Here is a 19,826-nt window from a genome sequence, read left to right as displayed (position 1 = left end):
GACATTCTTAAGATTATTTTACTCACTGCATTTCTTAATCTTTTCATCACTTCCACTGCTTCAAAATGGAAGTTTTAGCACTTATTTCTATCCTGATACTTATGCTCTTTGAAATCTCTTCTGAACTTACACCTAATTTCTTCACAGACATACACAATTTCTTGCTCCCCTTTTGAGCTTTTACTTCTTAAATCATTTTACAAAAGTTTTGAAGTGACTAAGGTGATTGTTTCTTGGGCAGAGTGATATTCTTTTGCTAAAGCAATGTCTTTTGCAATTTGAATTTTAAGTTCTTCTAAAGAATTAAAATGCTGATTATCTCTCATCTTCTCAAAGAAGAAAATCTCCATCTCTCCACTCCTAATCTCATCATCAAACTCCAATAAATAGCTCTCAATACAAAACTTTCCATCAGTGCTTAAACGATGCCCTAAAAAGGTTACACTCTTATAAAACTTACCTTTGAGTTTTGAACAAGTAATATACACTCCACTTTGAGGGAGTATGTATAAAGGTGCTAAAAGATTAAGTGTAGGATAGAGCTTTTCTCTTCCCAACCCTTGCCCCTTACAAATCTCCCCCCTAATGCAATAAATCCTCCCTAACATCGCATTTACTTTGATCAAATTGCCTTCTGCAAGATAAGAGAGAATTGCTTGAGTATGAATCCCCTCTCCATCAAGTTTAACTTCAGGGACAATGATTGTTTTAAAATGCTTTTGAAGTTCTTCTATGCCACAACTGCGATTTTTTCCAAATCTAAAATCCTCTCCAACAACAACCACAAAAAGATTGGGATATTTATCTTTGAGAAAAAGCAAAAATTCTTCTCCACTCATTGAAGAAATTTCTGAAAGCTCTAAATAGATCATAGGTAAGGGAAAGCATTCTTCTTGAAAAGGGGTAAGAGAGGGATTGGTTCTATTTTTACAAACCACAAGCACACTGCCTTCCTCTTTTGATCTGATTTGATTACTGAGAGTAGAAAAAATCGCTTGATGTCCTTGATGCATCCCATCAAATTTTCCAATACATAATGCTTGGACTTTAGGATTTCTTCCAATAGATGAAATACTCTTCATTTCCACTCTTTCCTTTAACTTGGCTTTTTTGCACACATAGCACTTGCACTTTAAAATCCTTAATCCATTTCACAAACGCATCTAAGGCATTTTGCACAGCTTCTCTCTCTTTAATCACCCCTCTTTTATTTCTCTTAATCTGTTTTCCCACTTCAAATTGGGGCTTAAAGAGTAAGATGCATTCATCTTTACACAAAGAGAGAATGCTTTGAAAAATCAATCTCAAAGAGATAAAACTCACATCACAGACTACAAGCTCAAACTCTTCTGAAACAAATTCTCTAATATCTGTATTTTCATAACAAGTAATTTTAGGATTTTCTTTAAGTGAAGGGTGAAGCTGATTGCTTCCTACATCAACACAAACAATCTCTTTTGCGCCATATTCTAAAAGTACTTCACTAAACCCTCCAGTGCTTGAACCAATATCTAAAACTCTTTTACCTTGGATTACAATATCATGATTTTGCAAAAACCCCTCTAGCTTCCCTCCTGCTCTAGAAACCCACACCCTCTCCCCACATACCCCTACTCTATCATCCTCTAAAACTTCATAAGAGTTTTTTGTGCAAATTTTCTCATTGATTAAAACACAGGAGTTGGCAATGAGTTCTTGAGCCTTTTGTCGTGATTGCGCAAAAGAATGTTTATAAAGATAGATGTCTAATCTCACAAAATACCTTCATGCTTAAAACTATAATCAAACACCATTACTTCTTTTCCAATCATGGCTAAAAGATTCAAAGTCGCAAGCTCAGTTTGTGCCACAGGTTCAAATTTTACTAAATAACCCTTATTCCAAGGGGAGTGAATATAAAAATTTTGTTTTTGAGGATCTTTAATATATGCAATCTCAATAGGAGAATCACCCGCAAGGGAGAAATTTATATCTTTAATTCCAAGCTTTTCATCCTCAAAAGAAATTTCTACAAAAAAGTATTCCCCATCTTCATATTTTTCACGATTAAGTTCACTCAAATAGGTAACAAACATTACAACTTGTGTTTTATTTTTAGCAATAATCTCCCCTTTTCTTGTCAGTTGCATCATCTTTTCTTCATAAAAATCTTTTGAGAATCTAGGATCACTTAAATTACTGCATGCGCACATTAAAAGAGCATATAGCCCAAATAAAATTCTTTTCATACTTTCCTCAATTTTTTAGATTTAAAATTTTATCACACCCCCATATTCTCAAGTTTGCTAAAATCACAATAAAAATTGGAGAATTTTATGCGCCACCTTATCCATACTGATGATGTTAATCATAAGGAAATAGAAGAAATCCTCTCCCAAGCTCTTGAATATAAAAAAGGCAATATCCAAAAAACACTTCAAGATAAGAAGGTTATCACAACTTTTTTTGAAAATTCAACTCGCACACTCAGTAGCTTTGAGATTGCAGTTAAAAATCTTGGAGGAGAAGTAATCCGTCTAGATGTAAGCAGAAGCTCCACAAGCAAGGGTGAGACACTCCAAGATACAGCAGCCAACCTTAATGCAATGCATCCTGATGCAATTGTCATTCGTCACAGCACCGCAGGTGCTGGATATTTTTTGATCCCTAAGGTTTCTTGTCCTATCATTAATGGCGGAGATGGAGCACATTCTCACCCCACTCAAGCTCTTTTGGACTTAATGACCTTGCTTGAGAATTTTGGAAGTCTTGAGGGAAAAACTGTTGCCATTATCGGGGATATTAAAAACTCAAGAGTTGCTAATAGCAATATTGCTCTTTTGCCTAGATTTGGTGCAAAGCTTTTACTTGTAGCCCCTCCTCACTTCTTACCCCAAACCTCACTTCCTACAACATATTCTTTGCAAGAAGCTATCCAAAAAGCTGACGCACTCATTAGTCTAAGGACTCAAACAGAGCGACATGCCCTTCAAACCTATGGAAGTTTGCAAGATTATGCAGATGATTACTGCCTAACACTTGAGAGAATTGCAGATAAACCCTTAGTGATTATGCACCCTGGACCTGTGCATAGAAATATAGATATCTCAGATTTTGTACTCGATGATGCACGGAGTAAAGTTCTTGACCAAGTCCAAAATGGTGTATTTATAAGAATGGCTGTGATGGATTTCTTTATCAATAAGGCCAATGATTAGCCCCTTCCTCCCTGCTTTTTAATCTCTCATAAGCTTTATAAAGTTCTTGAATATAAAAGTTTTTATTTTTTTGCATAATAATTTCCTATGTCCCTTAGTGAGAGTTTTAGTAGTTTTTAAGATAAATTGTAGGGGAAGATTCTTTTAAGAGAAATCCACTTTCTTATTGGATAAGAAAGTCCCCCACTTCTCTGCCTATTAAATATTCTACATAAAAAAGATTATCCCAAATCCCATATTGGGCTTGGAGAAGATTGGCCCTTGCAGTTTTTAGCATTAGCTCTGCATCAAGTAAAGTGGTGGAATTTTCTAGATTTTGTTTATAACGATTAGACACAATACGATAATTCTCTTGAGCAGATTGGATTGTTTTTTTAGAAAGGAGATATTGATCTTTGGCAAGATTAAAATCTCCAACTGCCTTTTTCAAATCAGAGAGAACTTGCTTTTGGTAGGCTTGGATTTTAGATTGCAAACTTAAAAGCTCATAACGCTTGTATTGTATAAATGAGCTATCTTTAAGACCATTAAAGAGATTAAAAGTGAGCGCTAATTGGACATTGGCTTGAGAATAGTTTTGGTATCCTGCAACCACATTGCCTCCTACACTTAAATCAATCCTTGGATAATACGCTCCCTTAGCACTTTCAATCTCAAAGAATAAGGCCTGTTCTTGCTTTTTGAGTTTTTTATATTCTTGATGATGCTCAAAAAGAATCAAACTCAATTGGTCATAATCAAGCTCAATCTCACAAGAAGCTAAATCTTTAAGCTCTTTAAGCTCTACCCTCTCCTCAAGCAAAAGTTCAAGTGAAGTAAGCAAATAGCGCAAGCGAGTTATATAAGAATTAATATCAAGCTGAGCACTTGCAAGAGAGACCTCTACACTTAAAACATTATTTTTTGCTGAAATCCCTTGCTTATAAAATTGTTTGGCTTGAGAAAGCTGGAGTTCAAGAAGTTTTGCTGATTCTTGTGAGGTTTCTAGCAATCCTTTAGCAAGAAGAATTTGAGTGTAAAGCTTTTTAATCCCATATCTCACCTCCCCTTGCACTTTGGCAATCTCGCTATCTTGAGCTTGGATATTTTGTTCTTGCATTTTAAGGGTATTATAGTCTTTCATTCCATTAAAAAGATTAGTGCTCAGCACAAGAGAGGTTTTATTATTGAGATTATTGCGTGTGTTGTAACTACTTTCATTGCTTAAATCAATCTTTGGATAATATGCCCCTTCATAGATTCCTAATTGGGCTTTGAGAGAAGAGAGTATATGGTGCTGCTCTTTAATTTTATGACTTTTTTGCAATGCTTTTTGCACACTCTCATTAATATCTAATCCAAATACAAAACTTACAAAATAAAGCAACACTCCTACCCTTCTCACTCTCCTCCTCCTTTTTGTGCTTTTTCTCTTTGGATAAAAAAGAGTAAAAGGGAAGGAATGACAAAAAGACTAATCAAAGTAGAAAACACAAGACCTCCTATAATCACCGCTCCAAGCCCACGATAAATTTCACTCCCACTCCCACTAAAAATCACTAAAGGTAAAAGCCCACATACACTTGTGAGCATACTCATATAAATTGGTCGCATTCTGCTTAAAGTTGCATTTAATACAGCTTCATAGGGTCTAAGTCCATAATTTCTAATATTAATTAAGCTCTGATAAACAATTAAAATCGCATTATTCACCACACTTCCTACCAAAATAATCATTCCCAACATTCCAAGCACATCTAGGGGTTGGGGTGCAATAAAAAGATTGGTAAGCTTTAGCCCAATAAACCCTCCTACCACGGCAAAAGGAAGTGTAAAAATAATCACGAAAGGATAAATAAAGTTTCCATAAAGCGCGCAAAGCAAAAGATAAGTAATCACCACAGCTAAAGCAAATCCACCCAAAAGATCTAAACTGGTTTTTTCAAGCTCATTGGCACTTCCCTTAAGTAAAACCTTATTCTCTCCTAAATCCACGGTAGGCAAAATTTCTTTTTTAATGATCTTAATCACACTTTCTAAATCCATATCTTTAGGAGGAAGAATGATGAGCAAATAGCTTCTCTCTCTTTCATAGTGACGGATTTGAGTGAGCCCATATTGTTCTTTAATTTGAGCAAGTGAATATAGGGAAACTATATTGCCTTGAGGGGTGTAGATTTGTGCATAGCTAAGATCTTCTGGAGCGATTTGATTGTAGTTGTTTGATTTTAAAATCAAATCAATATTTCGTCCACTAGGGGTTTGAAACTCTCCAATAACCTTTCCACTTAAAATCGTGCTAATTACCTCTCCAAAACTCTTAGCATCTAACCCATTAAGTGCTAGAGCTTGTAAATCTGGGTAAAAGGCAATTTCTTTATTATTAATTTCAAGTGTTGGAACTGCTCTAACATTAGCTTTAGGGATCTTTTCTTTGATTTTTTCAATGATTTCTTCTGCATTAGCTCTAAGGGTATCAAGATTATGCCCATTAATATAAAGATCAACACTCAATCCCCCATTCCCCCCATCAAAGATTCCTTGCTGAAATACACTTCCTCGCACAGAGGGGATAGAGGAAATGTCTTGTTGAAGCTTTTTGCTCATCATTTCAATCTTGCTTTTATCCTCAGCAATTGCTCCAATCATCATAAAAGAATCACTTCCAATAAAAAAAAGATCCTTAATGGCTGCAATCCCTTGTTTTTCTCCCTTATAGCCATTAATTGAGAGATAATGTTTATTTTTCTCATAAATCTCTTTTGCAATTCCCTTTCTTTCTTGATAAGAAAGTCCAGGAGGGATACTTAAATATGCAATTGCAAAGTTTTGGTCTCCATGAGGGAGATAAGAGATTTTTGGCATTAGCACAAAATACAGATAAACACTCATTGCACTGAAACCAAAAATACACAATAAACGTCTAAGCCAATTTTTCAAAAAAAAATTTAAAGCTTTGTGCATGACAAAATAAAACCCTCTTCCCCCATATTCTAAAGGTGTAAAAATAAAATCCCAAAACTTTTTAATATCCCAACGCAATAAAGAGAGTTTTTCAAACTCACAAACAAGCATTGGAATAATAAAAAGTGAAATAAAAAGTGAAATGAGAAGTGCAGAAGTTGATGCTAGAGCAATATCAAAAAAAAGCTGTCCACTCTCACTTTTTAACCCCAAAATGGGGATAAAAATAGCCACTGTTGTCAACACTGAGGCAAAAATTGCCCCAGCCACCTCATAAGTCCCATCTAATGCAGACTGAAAAAGACTCTTTGCTTTTAATCTATGCTGATGAATATTTTCTAAGACAACAATGGCATTATCTACAAGCATACTGATCGCAAAAGAAATTCCTGCAAGAGAGACAATATTAAGCGTTCGATTAAAAATATACAGCACAATAAAAGTCCCAAAAGTGCTTAAGAGAATTACAAAAGTCACAATTAAAACTGAACTCATCTGACGCAAAAAAATCAAAAGCACTAAACAAGAAAATAATATTCCATACAATAAATTTTCTTTCACCAAATCTATTGCCTCTAGGATATACCCTTCTTGATCTCTACTCCACTCAAGACTTAACCCCTGAGGTTTGAGGATATTTTCATTAAGTCTTGTTACTTCTTTTCTTACAGCCTCTGTAAGTTCAAGCACATTGGTATTAACACTAGGATGAATGCGAACAGAGATTGCATCTTCATTATTATGGAAGCTATAAACTTGAGATTTAGCAAAACCCTCTTTTACATCTGCCAAATCCCTCAATAAAATATTTCTCCCCCTCTCACTCTTGATGACAACATTATAAATATCATCAATACTGCTAAATTTAGAATCTACTCTAATCCTATAAGCTCTTGAACTGTAATCTAAGATTCCTGCAGAAGTGTTTTTGTTAGCTTTAGAAATTGCTACAATCACCTCATTGATAGTAATATTATTATAAGCTAAGAGCTTAGTGTCAAGCAAAATTTGCATCTGCTCATCTCTTCCACCCAAAACACTCACTTCTCCCACCCCCTTAATTCTTTCTAGAAATGGGGCAATTTCATTAACAAAAAATACACGCTCATCCTCTACAGATCGATCAGGATTGAGGGAATGTAAGAAAAGATAAATACTAGGAGGCACACTCTCTCCGCTTCCTTTAATGATTGGACGATTTACACCCTCAGGATATGAGCGAATTTCTCCTAGTTTTTGAGAGATATCAAGCAAAATTGTATCAAGGTTGCTTCCCTCTTCAAACTCTAGATTAATACTCCCCCTCCCTTCTCTTGCAATAGAAGTCATTACTTGCAAACCTGCAAGACTTTTGAGTGCTTTTTCTTGTGGAACAATCACTTCTGCTTCAATCTCATATACATTTGCATTACTCCAAGAAGTATAAACACTTACAATAGGGCGAGAAACTTGTGGGATAAGTTGATAGGGAATGCTTTTAAGCGCAAGAGAGCCAAAAAGAAAAATAAAAACCACCCCTACAAGCATAACAACAGGATTTTTAATTGCACTTTTGAGAAGATTCAACCAAGATCCTTTACTTCTGCGCCATTATATAATCGATATTGTCCACGATACACAACCCGATCTTTGAGTTCAAGATTGCCTCTAACTACCGCAACATTTCCTTGAATTGCCAAAATATCTACGCCAATAGCATAAGCTTTGCCATTTTTAATCACAAACACACAGGGGCGATTACGATAATCTACTATGCTATCTCTAGGGACCAAGAAACCCTCGCTTTTCCCACCACTCTTAAGCATTGCATTCACTGCCATACCCTCTACGAAATTCCCTTCGCTAGGCAAATCAATAATCACAGGAAAAGTTCTTGAACGACTATCCGCCTTAGGGATAATGGCTGCGATCTTTCCTGTATAGCTTTTGGAATTTACACCAATATTTGCCATATCTCCAACTTGAATATAATTAAGAATTGGACTTGGGACTTCTACAATGGCCTGAGGTTCAGAATGATTGAGAATCTCACACACACTCTCTCCTACCTTTATCCACTCCCCAATATTGACATTTTTCCCCACGATCACACCATCAAATGGAGCTTTGATTGTTTTTTTAGAAATTTCCACTTTAGCTTGCTCAACTTCAATTTCTAAAGAGGAGATGACAAGTTCCTGAACTTTAATCTCATAGTTGAGTTTTTCATATTGTTGTAGGGCAATTGAATCTGTTTCTAAGAGATTTTTATAGCGTTTAAGCTCTTTTTCTTGAAATTCTTTTAAAAGTTTAGCTTGCTGGAGTTTTGCATGTTTGCTTTGGATTTCTTTTTGAAGCAAATCAGAATTGAGCACGACTAAATTATCACCCTTTTTAATACGCTCCCCAAGAGTAAAGAGTACTTTTTCCACCACTCCACTACTTTGAGAGGCAATATTTGACTTTTCTTTAAAATTAATCACGCCCAAAAATGTATTTTGCGAATCAAGACTGCCTTTTGTGATTTTTTTAGAATTGACAATCACAGGTTTTGCAAATAATAATCCTGCAATACACAATAAATACAAAATTCTCACTTTCTCTCTCACTTAGATAAAATTAGCTTTATTTTAGCTAAAATTTGTCTTCTTAGTGGGTGTAGCAGGTGGCTGCTTTATAAAAAAGAGGAAAGTCCGAGCTACACAAAGACAGGATTCCATCTAACAGATGGCTAGAGTAATCTAAGGGAAAGTGCAACAGAAAATAACCGCCATATAAATGGTAAGGGTGAAAAGGCGGGGTAAGAGCCCACCGATACCAAAGTAATTTGGTATGCAGTGTAAACCCAATCCGTAGCAAGAGAAGTATGGTTTTTGTCTTTGATTTTAAACTTCTCGCTATGAGAGGCATTGTAAAATGTTCTCCTAGATAAATATCCACCCAATACAGAACTCGGCTTATAGCTACGCCCACTTAGAAATTGAAGCGATAACTTGCATTGACTCTATATACTGTGTGATACAAATCTCCAAATCCAAAATCAACATCAAAGCAAAGTTTTGAATTTATACCTATTTCAATATTGCTTCCAAAGTCAAATAAGACTGAATGCAAAGAATTAAATCTACTTGTTGCATATTTTCCACTCAGTTTTTCTCCTGTTGATCCCACTCCCTCTACCTTTAAAGCACCACCGTATAAGCCCTTATAGGAATAATAGGCTCCAACATATATATCTGATCCTCTAAAAAAGGCATATCCTATACGACCTCCTAGCTGTGAATCTAGGGCAAAAAGAGCTTGAACATTTCCACTGAGTGTGCGAGAAGAATTAAGAATATTTTGTTGATATTTTATGGGCATAAGTGCTCCTACACTCACCATGGCTTTTGGCTCTAAGAAAAATCCTCTGCCCTCTCCAAAGCTCAATCTAAACCCAAGCTCATTGCTCAAACTCATCCCCCATTGAGAAAGTTTTGTTTTTTCCATATATTGAGATGTTGCAAGCTGGGCTTGAAAATAATCTGCTTTAAGTTGGCTATAATAAAACCACCCACTTTGAGCATAAACTCCACCATAAACCCCCATTTCATAGTGATTAAGATTGCTCACCCACTCATCATTTGAAAGCGTGGGATTATAACCCCCAATAATTCCTACAAAATAATTTCTTCCATTTTTCTCTTTTTGATAATCTCCCCCTATTTGAATATGCACACTCCTCATATCAGCAAATAAGCCATCAACTTCCCCAAAAGATACTCTTCCCCACAATCCAGAATCATCTCTCCCTGATTTTAAGCCCATCATACGCTTATTAAGGGTATGGGTAGAGAGAAAATAACTTCCTAGATTTGCATCTATGGCATGTAAAATAGGATTAAAAGCATTGGCATTAAAAGAGCGTTGCTGTTTCTCTCGTGTATCAAGATAGTAATAAGCCTCCCCTGCACCATCATCATAACGATGAATAAGAGTTATAACACTTTCAATCCCCTCATTTAAAACAGAGGTCCCTACCATAGAAGAGCTTGTGATCCCATTAACTATTATAGTATTGTTACTTTTAAGAAGCAAAGCATAAGGCTGGGATTTTGTTGTGATTTGGCTTGAGAGATCAGAATAGATATCAATATTGATATTAAAGGGATAAGCCCAATGCGACATATCATTCTCCTCAATCAACACATGATCAGCAATCCCTTTATCTGCTGAATAATAAAGCCCAAACGTAAGAATCTTATTTGATGGAATAGTTACATCTCCAGAAAGAGAATGAATAGTCAATGATCTTGAACTTGTGCGATCTTTGAGTGAATGATGAGAATGCCCTGAGAGATCAATATAATTTTTCCCTCTCACATCGAGTTTCTCAATCCTTCCTCCATTCCCATCAATATTCATCACAGAATCACTCATTGACACATCAATCTTTGCCCCATTAAATCCCTCAAATGCACTCCCATTTTTTCCTCTTAATGACATGGAGAGGGTGGAGCTATTTAGATTGAGCACAAAGGAAAACTTATCTGCAACAAACCCATAAGCCTCACTTGAAGCAGAGCTAATCTCCCCAAAATCCAAAACACTCTTATTAACTTTGAGATCTCCTCCTATAGAATAGTATCCCACAGCATTTCCACTACTTGCACTAATCCCTCCAAACTTCAAGAAGATTCTTTCATCTCTCAAATTAGAATCTCCATTTGCTTTGATTCCTAAAGCATTAACTCCAGAAACCTCTTTAAACTCGAGTGTGCTTGAGCCTCTACTACTTGCATAATAGTTATCTTGCATTCCAGTGCTACCATTAAGTTCTACACCTATTGCACTGCCTTGCTTAGAGGTAATAGAATTAATCTTTAAAGAGAGATTATTCATCATCAAATTGGATTGGGATCTTATTCCATAGGCATGACTTGTGGCAGTGATTGAGCTAATAGAAATGTTTGCTTGATCAGCCTCTAAAGAATATGCATCAATTCCTACCGCAGAATCTCCTGAGATGCTCTCAAATTCTAACTTTGGCTTCTGAAGTATTGCCCTATTTGATTTAATTCCTGTAGCCACTCCTGTTTCAGAGGTAATGGATTGCATATATACTCTTCCCTTGCCTGTGATTGAGAGGTTATTAGAAAAGATGCCATAAGCATCTTTCTTTGCACTCAAGCTCTCAAGAGTGATTGCAGTATCTACCTTTACCAATAGCAAATCCAAAGGTGCAAGAGTAAGATCAAGATTTTTGGACTTTATGCCATAGGCATTGGTTTCTTTGGAGGTAATAGAGGACATCTCTATAAGACTTCCAACTATCTTTACACTAGAACTGTTTGAAGTCATCTCTAATCCAATTGCCTCATCTCTGGCCTCAATATTCTCAATCATAAAATAATATGTATGCATATTAAAATCATCAAGTGTATCCAAAATCCCTGTAGCAGATCCTTTGGGTGCATGAATAGAAGCAATAGGATAGACACCGCCCTTATAAAGAGGCCATATTGGAATAACTCCAGTTTTACACTCAGCAATACTCAATATACTTAAAAGTGTAAATGATATTAGTCTCATTTCTAGTATCCACAAAATCTAAGATATTTTTAAAGAATTCTATACAAAATAGGATAAAAAAGTCATAAATTTAAAATAAACTAAATAATATTTAAAACCTAATAAAGATTCTAGAATGAAGGAAATAATGAGATACTATATCCATAATAATTACCAAAAAATAAAATTGTATGACACTTTCTATACCTTTTGTCTTTTTGGCTAATGTAAATCTTAAGACTTGTAAAATCTTTGCATTATAATTACGGATTTATTTAACACATCATCTAAAAACAAGATAAAAGCAAAAAATAAGCTCAATCCAACTCTATACAAAAAGGCCTACTTAGGTAAATCAAAATTAAGCATCATTAAATTACTATTCTTTTGAATAAAAATACTTTTCACCACTATTGGTATTTTGATTAGAAGGTTTTAATTTGTAGCAGTTGGATTAAAAAATCTTTTAGCCCCTTAAATTAACCAAATCTTTGCTTATCAAAGATTATCTTGTAGTATATTAAAACAATCTTTACCATATGAAAGGTATTTATAGGGTTGATGAAAATTTTTTTACTTGAAGATGATGAGTTACTTTTTGAGATTATAGAGGAGTTTTTGGTAGAAAAGGGAAATAGCGTAAAAGCATGCAAAGACGGATTAGAAGCTGAGGCAATTTTATTAAAAGAGAAATTTGATCTTTTACTTTTGGATGTGCAAGTTCCCTCTGTTAATGGTTTTGCACTGCTTCAAGGACTAAGAAATATTCAAAACCATACACCTGCGATTTTCATCACTGCACTCAATGGCACAAAAGATCTCAAATATGGTTTTGAGGTCGGAGGTGATGACTATATTAAAAAGCCCTTTGATCTCCTTGAGCTTGAAGCAAGGATCAAAAACCTCAAAAAGCACTACTGTATCCAGGACAAGATTTTAATTCACCCAAGCTTTGAGTTTGATAGCGTAAATTTCACTCTAAGCGATCACTCCACTCAAAAGAGTTTTACTCTTACACAAAAAGAAAATGCTCTGCTTTTATATTTTTGCACTCATCCCAATAGAGTCCTGACTTTAGAAGAGCTTGCAACAAATCTTTGGGCTTATGAATCTCCTCCAACTCAAGCTACACTAAGAAGCTATATTAAAACTCTAAGGCGTTATCTAGGGTTTGAAAGAATTACTAATATTAAAGGAAATGGCTATCGTTTTAATCAAATATGAAAAACATGCTTTAGTGCGATTTTTGGGCTTTTATATTGTGAGTTTTGTACTTCTTGTGGGCTTGATTGCATTTTTAGTTTTTCTTAATCAAAGAGAGCAGATCTATAAAAGCATCCATACTCAAATGCTACTTAAAGCTTCGCAAATCGCCCAAAAAGCAATTTCGTTACAAATGATAGAGGGTTATGAAAAAATAAAACCTGATTTTTTTACAGATTTTCAAGAACCTCACTTAAATTTCTCACTTTTTGACAAAGACAAAAAGCTCTTATATGGGAATTTGCCCTATATGCAGATCAATGGATTTGTAACTCAAGGCAATAATGCCTATCTTTTAAGCAATAGAGTTTATGGGCATTTAGGGATTGAGTGGATTTTAATAAATTTTAATTTCTCTACTGAGATAGAAAATCTGATATTCTCCATTCTTGTGGGGGCACTTGTATGCTTAGTGTTTGTGATGCTTTTTGGAATCGTGCTTGGCAAAATGTTTTTAAAACCCATTAGAGATGGTGTCATCTATCTTGATCATTTCATCAAAGACATTACCCACGAACTCAATACACCTATTTCAGCACTCATGATGAGTGTAGAATCACTGCAAAGTGGAGTGAATGAAGTCAAAATCTCAAGAATCCAAAAAGCTTGTAAGCGTATTGCATTTTTATATAGCAATTTAACATTTTTATTTTTAGGAGATTTAAGAGAATGTAAGGAGGAGATTGAATTTGTGGCATTACTCAAAAGTCGTATTGAGATGTTTGAAGAGCATTTAAATGAGAAAGCAATTACACTTAGCCTCTCACTTGAAAATGAGCTTAATCTCTTTGCTAATACAGAAGCAGTATGTCGAATGATTGACAATCTCTTAAGCAATGCTATCAAGCACAACATTAAAGGTGGGAATATCCACATCACTCTTAAAAATTATATCTTTTGTATCCAAAATTCAGGCACTCCAATCCCTCAAGAACTCCGCTCTGTATTTAAAAAGCGTTACAAGCGAGGAGATTTGCACACTCAAGGTTATGGTATTGGGCTAGACATCGTGCAAAAGGTGGTGCAAAACAACTGTTGGAAACTTCAAATTGATAGCACACAAGGGTTGAATACGTTTATCATTTATTTTTGATTCCACACTTACTCCACACAAGAAATTTAAAATCGCTTCTGAAATTTAATTTTAGGAGTGAAAAATGAGAAAAATCCTTTTCTTATTTGTGGCCCTTTGTGGGCTTTTGTTTGCACAAAGTGGAAAAGTTGGAGGAATGGATATAGAGTATTCCACCAAAAAACCCTTAAGCAGTGGTGCTAATGAATTTATCATTACTCTGCAAAAAAATGGAGACATGGTAAGGGGGGCCAAAATAGAATTAGTAGCCATTATGCCCCCCATGCCAAGTATGCCCAAAATGGACTTCAAAGCACAAGCAAAAGAAGAAGCACAAGGTTATAGTGCTACAGTGCATTTTCCACACGGTGGAACTTGGCAACTTAAATTCAAAATCCAAGTCAATGGCAAGAAATATACATACAAAAGTAGTGTAGATTTTTAGGAAAATTGATGAGAGTTTTAATTCTTGTGGTTTTGTGTCCAATTCTTTGGGCACAAAGTTTTGAAGTAATTGTTGAAAATGCCTTAAAAAGCAATGAAAGAATAAAAAATTTAAACCTTGAAATTGAACAACTAGAAAATCAAAGAAAAATAGCCTATAAATGGGACAATCCAACAATTACTTCAGGATATAATACCCTTTATCTATCCAATCCAACCTATAGAAATGATGCAATGCAAAGCATCTCTGTGGGCATCTCTCAAAAACTTGATTTATTTGCTAAAAAACCCATAGAAGCAGAAAAATTTTCTCTTCAAAAACAAATCAAACTCTTAGAACTCAAAGCACTCAAAAAAGACATCATCAAGCAAATAAAAATTCAAATGATCAAAAACCATCAAGATCAAAATAAAATTAGGGTTTTAAATGAAACATTGAAGAATCTTTCACTTCTAAAACAACAAATCAATATAGGCACAAGCAATTTTCCTCTAGATGAAATTTATAAATTAGAAATTTCAGAAACAAAAATTAAGCTTTCTCTTCAGGAAATGTTAGAGAGGCAGAGGTCTCAAATTATCAAACTCAATGAAATAACATTTGGCAATGAGAAGGGAATCGACTTTGAAAATAAAATTCAAAAGAACTTCAGTGAGGAATATTATAAACAAAGTTTTGCCCTAAAGATTCAAACCCTCAAAGAGAAATTTGATTTAGAAAATATCCATTTAGCTCAACGATCGTTTCTAAGCGATCCAACTTTGAGCGTGAATTATTTTTATCGTCAAAAACATCCAGATTTTATTTCATTTGCAATCAGCTTTTCCTTGCCTCTTTATGGTAGAGAGATTTTATCCCTCAAAAATGCAAAGGATCAATCAAAAATCACAAAAAGCCAAACCCTATCACTAGAAAATAAGATCAAGGCACAAATAAAATCTCTTTCAAACACTATTTCTCATAAGAAAAAAGAATTATCTCTCATCGATCAACATCTCATTGCACAGCTTCAAAAACTTATTACGCTTTATCAAAAAAATATTTCAAATCAAGCTCAAGCTATGAGTGCCTATCATCAAGCTATCAATGATTTGCTTCAAGCACAACTTTTAAGAATAGAAGTTTATGGAGCCATACTGCTTTCTTATGCTGAACTTGAAAGTCTAGGAGAAACAAAATGAAAAAAATCATTCTATTATTTTTGATTGTGATTAACGCATTTGCAGCATTTTATGTGCAAACAATTAAAGTTGAAAAAAAGTCTCTCAAAGAACAAAGGAGCTATTATGGAAAAGTGGTAGGAAATGAAAATTTATTTTTCACTTTCACTTCAAGGGTGGATGGTTTTATAACAGAGCTTAATGCTTCGCAAAGTTATGAAAATATCTCTAAAGATTCTAAGCTTTTTAGTCTTTATTCTGCAGAGTTACTCCAAGCACAAAATGAATACATCAATGCTTTAAAGTTTAAAAATAATATCCAAACAACAAAAGAAAAACTTTTACTTCTGGGTGTAAGTCCAAAAGTAATTGAGCTTATTACAAAGAACAAAAAAGCTTTTGTGAGTATTCCATTTTATGCCAATACTCAAGGGGTGATCTTTGAAAAAAATATCACTCATGGAGCCTTCATCAAAAAAGGGGAAAGTTTATATAAATTCCTAGATTTAAGCACACTTTGGTTTGTAGCAAAAGTTCCACAAGAGCAAATAGAATTTTTCTCACAAATTGATAGTGCTGAAGTAAAAATCAATGGATTTAAAAAAGCTATTTCTATGGAATTTTTGCAAATTATTCCACAAATCCAAGATGATTCTAAACTTGTAGAAATTCGTTTTTTGCTTCAAAATCCTAAAAATTCTATATTCCCTAATCTTTTTGGAAAAGCAACCATTTTTCAAAAGGCAAAAGAGATTTTATTTGTTCCTAAAGAATCCGTGCTTTTAAGAAATGAGAAATTATATGTATTTGCCAAAAATCAAGAAGGTGAATTTGAGCCCATTGAAATTGAGGGTAAAAAGCTTGCTGGTGGGGATTATGAAATTCTCTCAGGGTTAGAGGGTGGAGAAGAGATAGCTAAGAATGCCTTATTTATCTTAGATTCTGATGCACAAGCTAATGGGGGTTATTAATGATTGGGAAAATCATTGAACTTTCTGTAAAGTTTAAATATTTTGTTTTAGGAATAATTTTTTTCTTAATTTTGGGATCAATTTGGGCAATCAAAGAAACTCCTATTGATGCCTTACCTGATTTAAGTCCTACACAAGTGATCTTGCAAATTGATTATGAAGGGCAATCCCCAAAAGTCATTGATGAGCAAGTAAGTTTTTTACTCACTTCTACACTTATGAGTGTGAAAAATGTAAAAGTTGTCCGTGGAATGAGTGGATATGGCAAAGGGTTAGTGTATGTGATCTTTAAAGATGGAACAGATATTTATTGGGCAAATTCTAGAATTTTAGAAAAAATCACTTCAATTCTTCCCAATCTGCCTAAAGAAGTAAAAATTACATTAGGCAGTGATACAAGTGGGATTGGTTGGGCTTTTATGTATGCTATTAGCAGCAAAACAAAAACCTTGCAAGAATTAAAGGCTCTTGCTGACTTTTATCTCAAATACAATCTTTTAGGGATAGAGGGAATAAGTGAAATAGCAAGCATAGGTGGATTTGAGAAGAATTATGAAATTACACTTAAATCTGAAAAACTCATTGAATATGACATTGGATTTGATGAAATTATTCAGAAAATTAAACAGTCCAATAATGATAGTGGTGGGGGAGTTATCTATCAAGGAGGATTTGAGAAAATCATCAGCATCAAAGGCTATCTCAAAAATTCTCAAGATTTAGGAGAGATTGTCATAAAAAATATAAGCGGAATTCCAATCAAAATTTCAGATATTGCACAAATCAATCTTGTTCCAAAAGAGCGCAGAGGAATTGCCGAGCTTAATGGAAAAGGCGAGGTGGTGGGCGGAGTAGCAATGGTAAGATATGGAGCAGATACTTTTAGTGTCATTAAAGCTCTTAAATCTCGCTTAAAACAAATTCAAAAAGACAATCCAAATCTTGATATTTTGACAGTCTATGATCGCAGTGCCTTTATCCAAGATGCTATTGATAATCTATGGCATACACTTTTTGAAGAATGTTTAATCGTGCTTGTGATTGTTGTGTGTTTTTTGCTCCATTTGCGAAGTGCATTCATTATTGTTATTACCCTTCCATTGTGTGTAGCATTTAGTTTTTTGCTCATGAAAGTATTTGGAATCACCTCAAATATTATGAGTTTAGGTGGGATAGCTATTGCCATTGGAGCAATGGTAGATGCTTCTATCGTGATGGTAGAAAATGCCCATAAACATCTCTTACTTCTTCCTCCCAATCATACTCAAGCTGATAGGATTAGAGCTATTATTCAAGGATGCAAACAAGTGGGTGGGGCCGTCTTTTTTGCACTCATGATCATTGTCATTTCTTTTCTCCCTATTTTTGGTTTAATTGGGCAAGAATCTAAGCTCTTCTCTCCATTGGCTTATACAAAAACATTTGCGATGATTTTAGGAGCAATTTTATCCATCACTTTAGTTCCAATTTTGATGGTTTATTTTCTCAAGGGAAGAATTATTGATGAAGAGAAAAATCCCCTTAATCGTTTTTTTACCTTTATTTATGTCCCAATTTTAAAAATAGCTTTTAAAGTGAAATACTTTTTCTTATTGGGATGTTTATGTGCTGTGGGTTATATGGTGTATTTATATGAAACTCAAAAATGGGAGTTTATGCCCCCATTAGATGAGGGAAGCATGATGTATATGCCCGTGACAAACTATGGCATCAATATTCAAAGTGCAGGGGAATTTTTGCATAAAAGCAATAAAATTTTAAAATCTTTTCCCGAGGTTGAGAGTGTGTTTGGAAAGGTTGGGAGTGCAAACACTCCAACAGATCCTGCACCCTTGGCTATGATTGAAACATTTATCACTTTTAAACCAAAGTCCCAATGGAGAGAGGGGATGACTTCGCAAAAGTTGCGTAATGAATTTGAAAAAGCTTTACAAATCAAAGGTTTAACAAACTCTTGGACTTACCCTATTAAAGGGAGAGTGGATATGCTTCTTACAGGGATTAGAACTCCACTTGGCATCAAGGTTTTTGGCAATAACTATGACATTTTGCAAAAAATTTCTTCACAAATAGAAGAGAAGCTTAGGGATTATGATGGAACACTTTCAGTTTTTGCAGAGCAAAGCAATCGTGGTTATTTTTTGGAAATTAAGCCAAAAATGGAAAAATTGGCACAATACAACATCACAGAAGAAAAAATCTTAAATCTTATTTCTCAAGGTGTGAATGGGGCAAAGATTTCTACTATCATCAATGGTGTGGAACGCTATGGTTTGAGCGTGCGATTTGAAGATAAAGACAGAATTGATCTTGAAGCCATTGAAAATCTCTATATTAAATCACCTTTTGGATTTATTCCCCTCTCAAGTCTTGCAGAGATTTCTTACAAAGAATCAGCCATTGAGCTCAAAAGTGAAGGGGGGTTAAAAACAAATTTCATCTATATTACCCCAAAGGATTCTATCACTTCTGATACCTACAAAAAGGAAGCCTCAAAGCTTCTTTCTCAAATCTCTATGCCTAGTGGATACTATTATGAATTTTCAGGGGAAAGTGAGTATTTAGAAGAATCTTTAAAACGCATGGAAATCATTATCCCTATTGCTATTTTGCTTGTTTTTATTTTAATCCTATTGGCAATCAAAAATTTTGCATATAGCCTCATTGTGTTTTTAACTTTGCCTTTTTCCATTTTAGGAGGGCTTTTAATGATTGATTGGCTTACATATAATCTAAGTATTGCTGTGATTGTAGGATTTCTTGCACTCCTTGGGGTGGCAAGTGAAACAGCTATTGTGATGATCATTTATCTAGATGAAGCCATGAAGAAGAGAACAAATCAATCCTTAAAAGAACGTATCATTGATGGAGCAACCAAACGTGTTCGTCCAAAATTAATGACAACACTTTCTCTTATTCTTTCTTTACTTCCAATTATGCTCAATGACGGAACTGGGAGTGAGGTAATGAAACGCATTTCTGCACCTATGCTTGGAGGCGTGGTAAGTTCAATGATTTTGACATTATTTATTATTCCACTTTGCCTCTATATCTATGAGGATTTTAGAAGAAAATCAAAATAACTAATGAGCCAAGGGTGGTGAAAAGATAAAGCACTTTTATCCTACCGAAATGATTATCTAATCAACTCAATCAAACCATTATTTGTTTCAAGGGATTTAAAATCCCCGAATAAATAAAAAAGTTAAAAAAATAGAAATAAAGTCTAAAACATAACTTTAGAGT

General features: G+C 34.6%; 14 protein-coding genes and 1 other RNA gene. 8 read left to right on the top strand and 7 right to left on the bottom strand.

Translation table 11 applies throughout. The features are described 5' to 3' along the window. Positions 1-197: 197 nt before the first annotated feature. From CQA62_RS02195 to CQA62_RS02185, 3 genes are read right to left on the bottom strand one after another with little or no spacing between them, the layout of a single operon-like run. Positions 198-1,082: a bifunctional riboflavin kinase/FAD synthetase gene (locus tag CQA62_RS02195; protein WP_104724567.1), complete on the bottom strand. Its 885-nt coding sequence runs from the start codon at positions 1,080-1,082 to the stop codon at positions 198-200. Then, the gene (tlyA, locus tag CQA62_RS02190) at positions 1,048-1,755 is read right to left on the bottom strand and encodes a 23S rRNA (cytidine-2'-O)-methyltransferase TlyA (protein WP_104724568.1); all 708 of its coding nucleotides are present in this window, start codon (positions 1,753-1,755) and stop codon (positions 1,048-1,050) included. The genes CQA62_RS02195 and tlyA overlap by 35 nt, the downstream gene beginning before the upstream one ends. After that, positions 1,752-2,228, bottom strand: a complete 477-nt coding sequence (locus tag CQA62_RS02185) for a hypothetical protein (RefSeq protein ID WP_104724569.1) — start codon at positions 2,226-2,228, stop codon at positions 1,752-1,754. Before CQA62_RS02185 ends, tlyA begins: the two co-directional genes overlap by 4 nt. 87 nt (positions 2,229-2,315) lie before the next feature. Between CQA62_RS02185 and CQA62_RS02180 the strand changes: the two genes are divergently transcribed. Then, positions 2,316-3,197 (top strand): aspartate carbamoyltransferase catalytic subunit, encoded by an 882-nt coding sequence (locus tag CQA62_RS02180; protein WP_104724570.1) that lies wholly within the window; start codon positions 2,316-2,318, stop codon positions 3,195-3,197. A 163-nt stretch (positions 3,198-3,360) separates the two neighbouring features. Here the strand turns inward: CQA62_RS02180 and CQA62_RS02175 are convergent, their stop codons facing one another. The 3 genes from CQA62_RS02175 to CQA62_RS02165 are packed head-to-tail and all read right to left on the bottom strand — an operon-like array spanning position 3,361 to position 8,716. Further along, positions 3,361-4,581: a TolC family protein gene (locus CQA62_RS02175; RefSeq protein WP_104724571.1), complete on the bottom strand. Its 1,221-nt coding sequence runs from the start codon at positions 4,579-4,581 to the stop codon at positions 3,361-3,363. Continuing rightward, on the bottom strand, positions 4,578-7,706 hold the full coding sequence (locus CQA62_RS02170) for an efflux RND transporter permease subunit (protein WP_104724572.1): 3,129 nt from the start codon (positions 7,704-7,706) through the stop codon (positions 4,578-4,580). Before CQA62_RS02170 ends, CQA62_RS02175 begins: the two co-directional genes overlap by 4 nt. Continuing rightward, on the bottom strand, positions 7,703-8,716 hold the full coding sequence (locus CQA62_RS02165) for an efflux RND transporter periplasmic adaptor subunit (RefSeq protein WP_158653688.1): 1,014 nt from the start codon (positions 8,714-8,716) through the stop codon (positions 7,703-7,705). The genes CQA62_RS02170 and CQA62_RS02165 overlap by 4 nt, the downstream gene beginning before the upstream one ends. A 56-nt stretch (positions 8,717-8,772) precedes the next feature. Between CQA62_RS02165 and rnpB the strand changes: the two genes are divergently transcribed. After that, an RNA gene (gene rnpB / locus CQA62_RS02160) (RNase P RNA component class A) lies at positions 8,773-9,095 on the top strand. On the opposite strand, the gene CQA62_RS02155 is transcribed toward rnpB, so the two are convergent. Continuing rightward, positions 9,093-11,690, bottom strand: a complete 2,598-nt coding sequence (locus CQA62_RS02155) for a hypothetical protein (protein WP_104724574.1) — start codon at positions 11,688-11,690, stop codon at positions 9,093-9,095. The genes rnpB and CQA62_RS02155 overlap by 3 nt on opposite strands. Before the next feature lie 540 nt (positions 11,691-12,230). Here CQA62_RS02155 and CQA62_RS02150 point away from each other — a divergent pair. From CQA62_RS02150 to CQA62_RS02125, 6 genes are all read left to right on the top strand, one after another. Beyond that, on the top strand, positions 12,231-12,893 hold the full coding sequence (locus CQA62_RS02150) for a response regulator transcription factor (protein ID WP_104724575.1): 663 nt from the start codon (positions 12,231-12,233) through the stop codon (positions 12,891-12,893). Then, positions 12,841-14,025 carry a sensor histidine kinase gene (locus CQA62_RS02145; RefSeq protein WP_170125568.1) on the top strand — a complete coding sequence of 395 codons (1,185 nt, stop codon included), beginning with the start codon at positions 12,841-12,843 and terminating at the stop codon, positions 14,023-14,025. The genes CQA62_RS02150 and CQA62_RS02145 overlap by 53 nt, the downstream gene beginning before the upstream one ends. 64 nt (positions 14,026-14,089) lie before the next feature. Beyond that, the gene (locus CQA62_RS02140) at positions 14,090-14,449 is read left to right on the top strand and encodes a FixH family protein (protein ID WP_104724577.1); all 360 of its coding nucleotides are present in this window, start codon (positions 14,090-14,092) and stop codon (positions 14,447-14,449) included. Positions 14,450-14,457: 8 nt separating this feature from the next. After that, positions 14,458-15,630, top strand: coding sequence for a TolC family protein (locus CQA62_RS02135; RefSeq protein WP_104724578.1), 1,173 nt, complete (start codon positions 14,458-14,460; stop codon positions 15,628-15,630). Beyond that, entirely contained in the window at positions 15,627-16,580 is a 954-nt protein-coding gene (locus CQA62_RS02130) for an efflux RND transporter periplasmic adaptor subunit (RefSeq protein WP_104724579.1), read from the top strand. Before CQA62_RS02135 ends, CQA62_RS02130 begins: the two co-directional genes overlap by 4 nt. Continuing rightward, positions 16,580-19,663, top strand: coding sequence for an efflux RND transporter permease subunit (locus tag CQA62_RS02125; protein WP_104724580.1), 3,084 nt, complete (start codon positions 16,580-16,582; stop codon positions 19,661-19,663). The genes CQA62_RS02130 and CQA62_RS02125 overlap by 1 nt, the downstream gene beginning before the upstream one ends. The last annotated feature ends 163 nt before the right edge of the window (positions 19,664-19,826 follow it).

This window comes from Helicobacter cholecystus (assembly GCF_003364215.1).
GTDB classification, from domain to species: Bacteria; Campylobacterota; Campylobacteria; order Campylobacterales; family Helicobacteraceae; genus Helicobacter_G; species Helicobacter_G cholecystus.
Note: the sequence above shows the minus strand (reverse complement) of the source record. Positions and strands in the feature narration are given on the sequence as shown.

Coding starts and splice junctions, on each gene's coding strand:
- CQA62_RS02195 (WP_104724567.1), bottom strand. CDS start 1,082: ATGAAGAGTATTTCATCTATTGGAAGAAATCCTAAAGTCCAAGCATTA.
- CQA62_RS02185 (WP_104724569.1), bottom strand. CDS start 2,228: ATGAAAAGAATTTTATTTGGGCTATATGCTCTTTTAATGTGCGCATGC.
- CQA62_RS02180 (WP_104724570.1), top strand. CDS start 2,316: ATGCGCCACCTTATCCATACTGATGATGTTAATCATAAGGAAATAGAA.
- CQA62_RS02155 (WP_104724574.1), bottom strand. CDS start 11,690: ATGAGACTAATATCATTTACACTTTTAAGTATATTGAGTATTGCTGAG.
- CQA62_RS02150 (WP_104724575.1), top strand. CDS start 12,231: ATGAAAATTTTTTTACTTGAAGATGATGAGTTACTTTTTGAGATTATA.
- CQA62_RS02140 (WP_104724577.1), top strand. CDS start 14,090: ATGAGAAAAATCCTTTTCTTATTTGTGGCCCTTTGTGGGCTTTTGTTT.
- CQA62_RS02135 (WP_104724578.1), top strand. CDS start 14,458: ATGAGAGTTTTAATTCTTGTGGTTTTGTGTCCAATTCTTTGGGCACAA.
- CQA62_RS02130 (WP_104724579.1), top strand. CDS start 15,627: ATGAAAAAAATCATTCTATTATTTTTGATTGTGATTAACGCATTTGCA.
- CQA62_RS02125 (WP_104724580.1), top strand. CDS start 16,580: ATGATTGGGAAAATCATTGAACTTTCTGTAAAGTTTAAATATTTTGTT.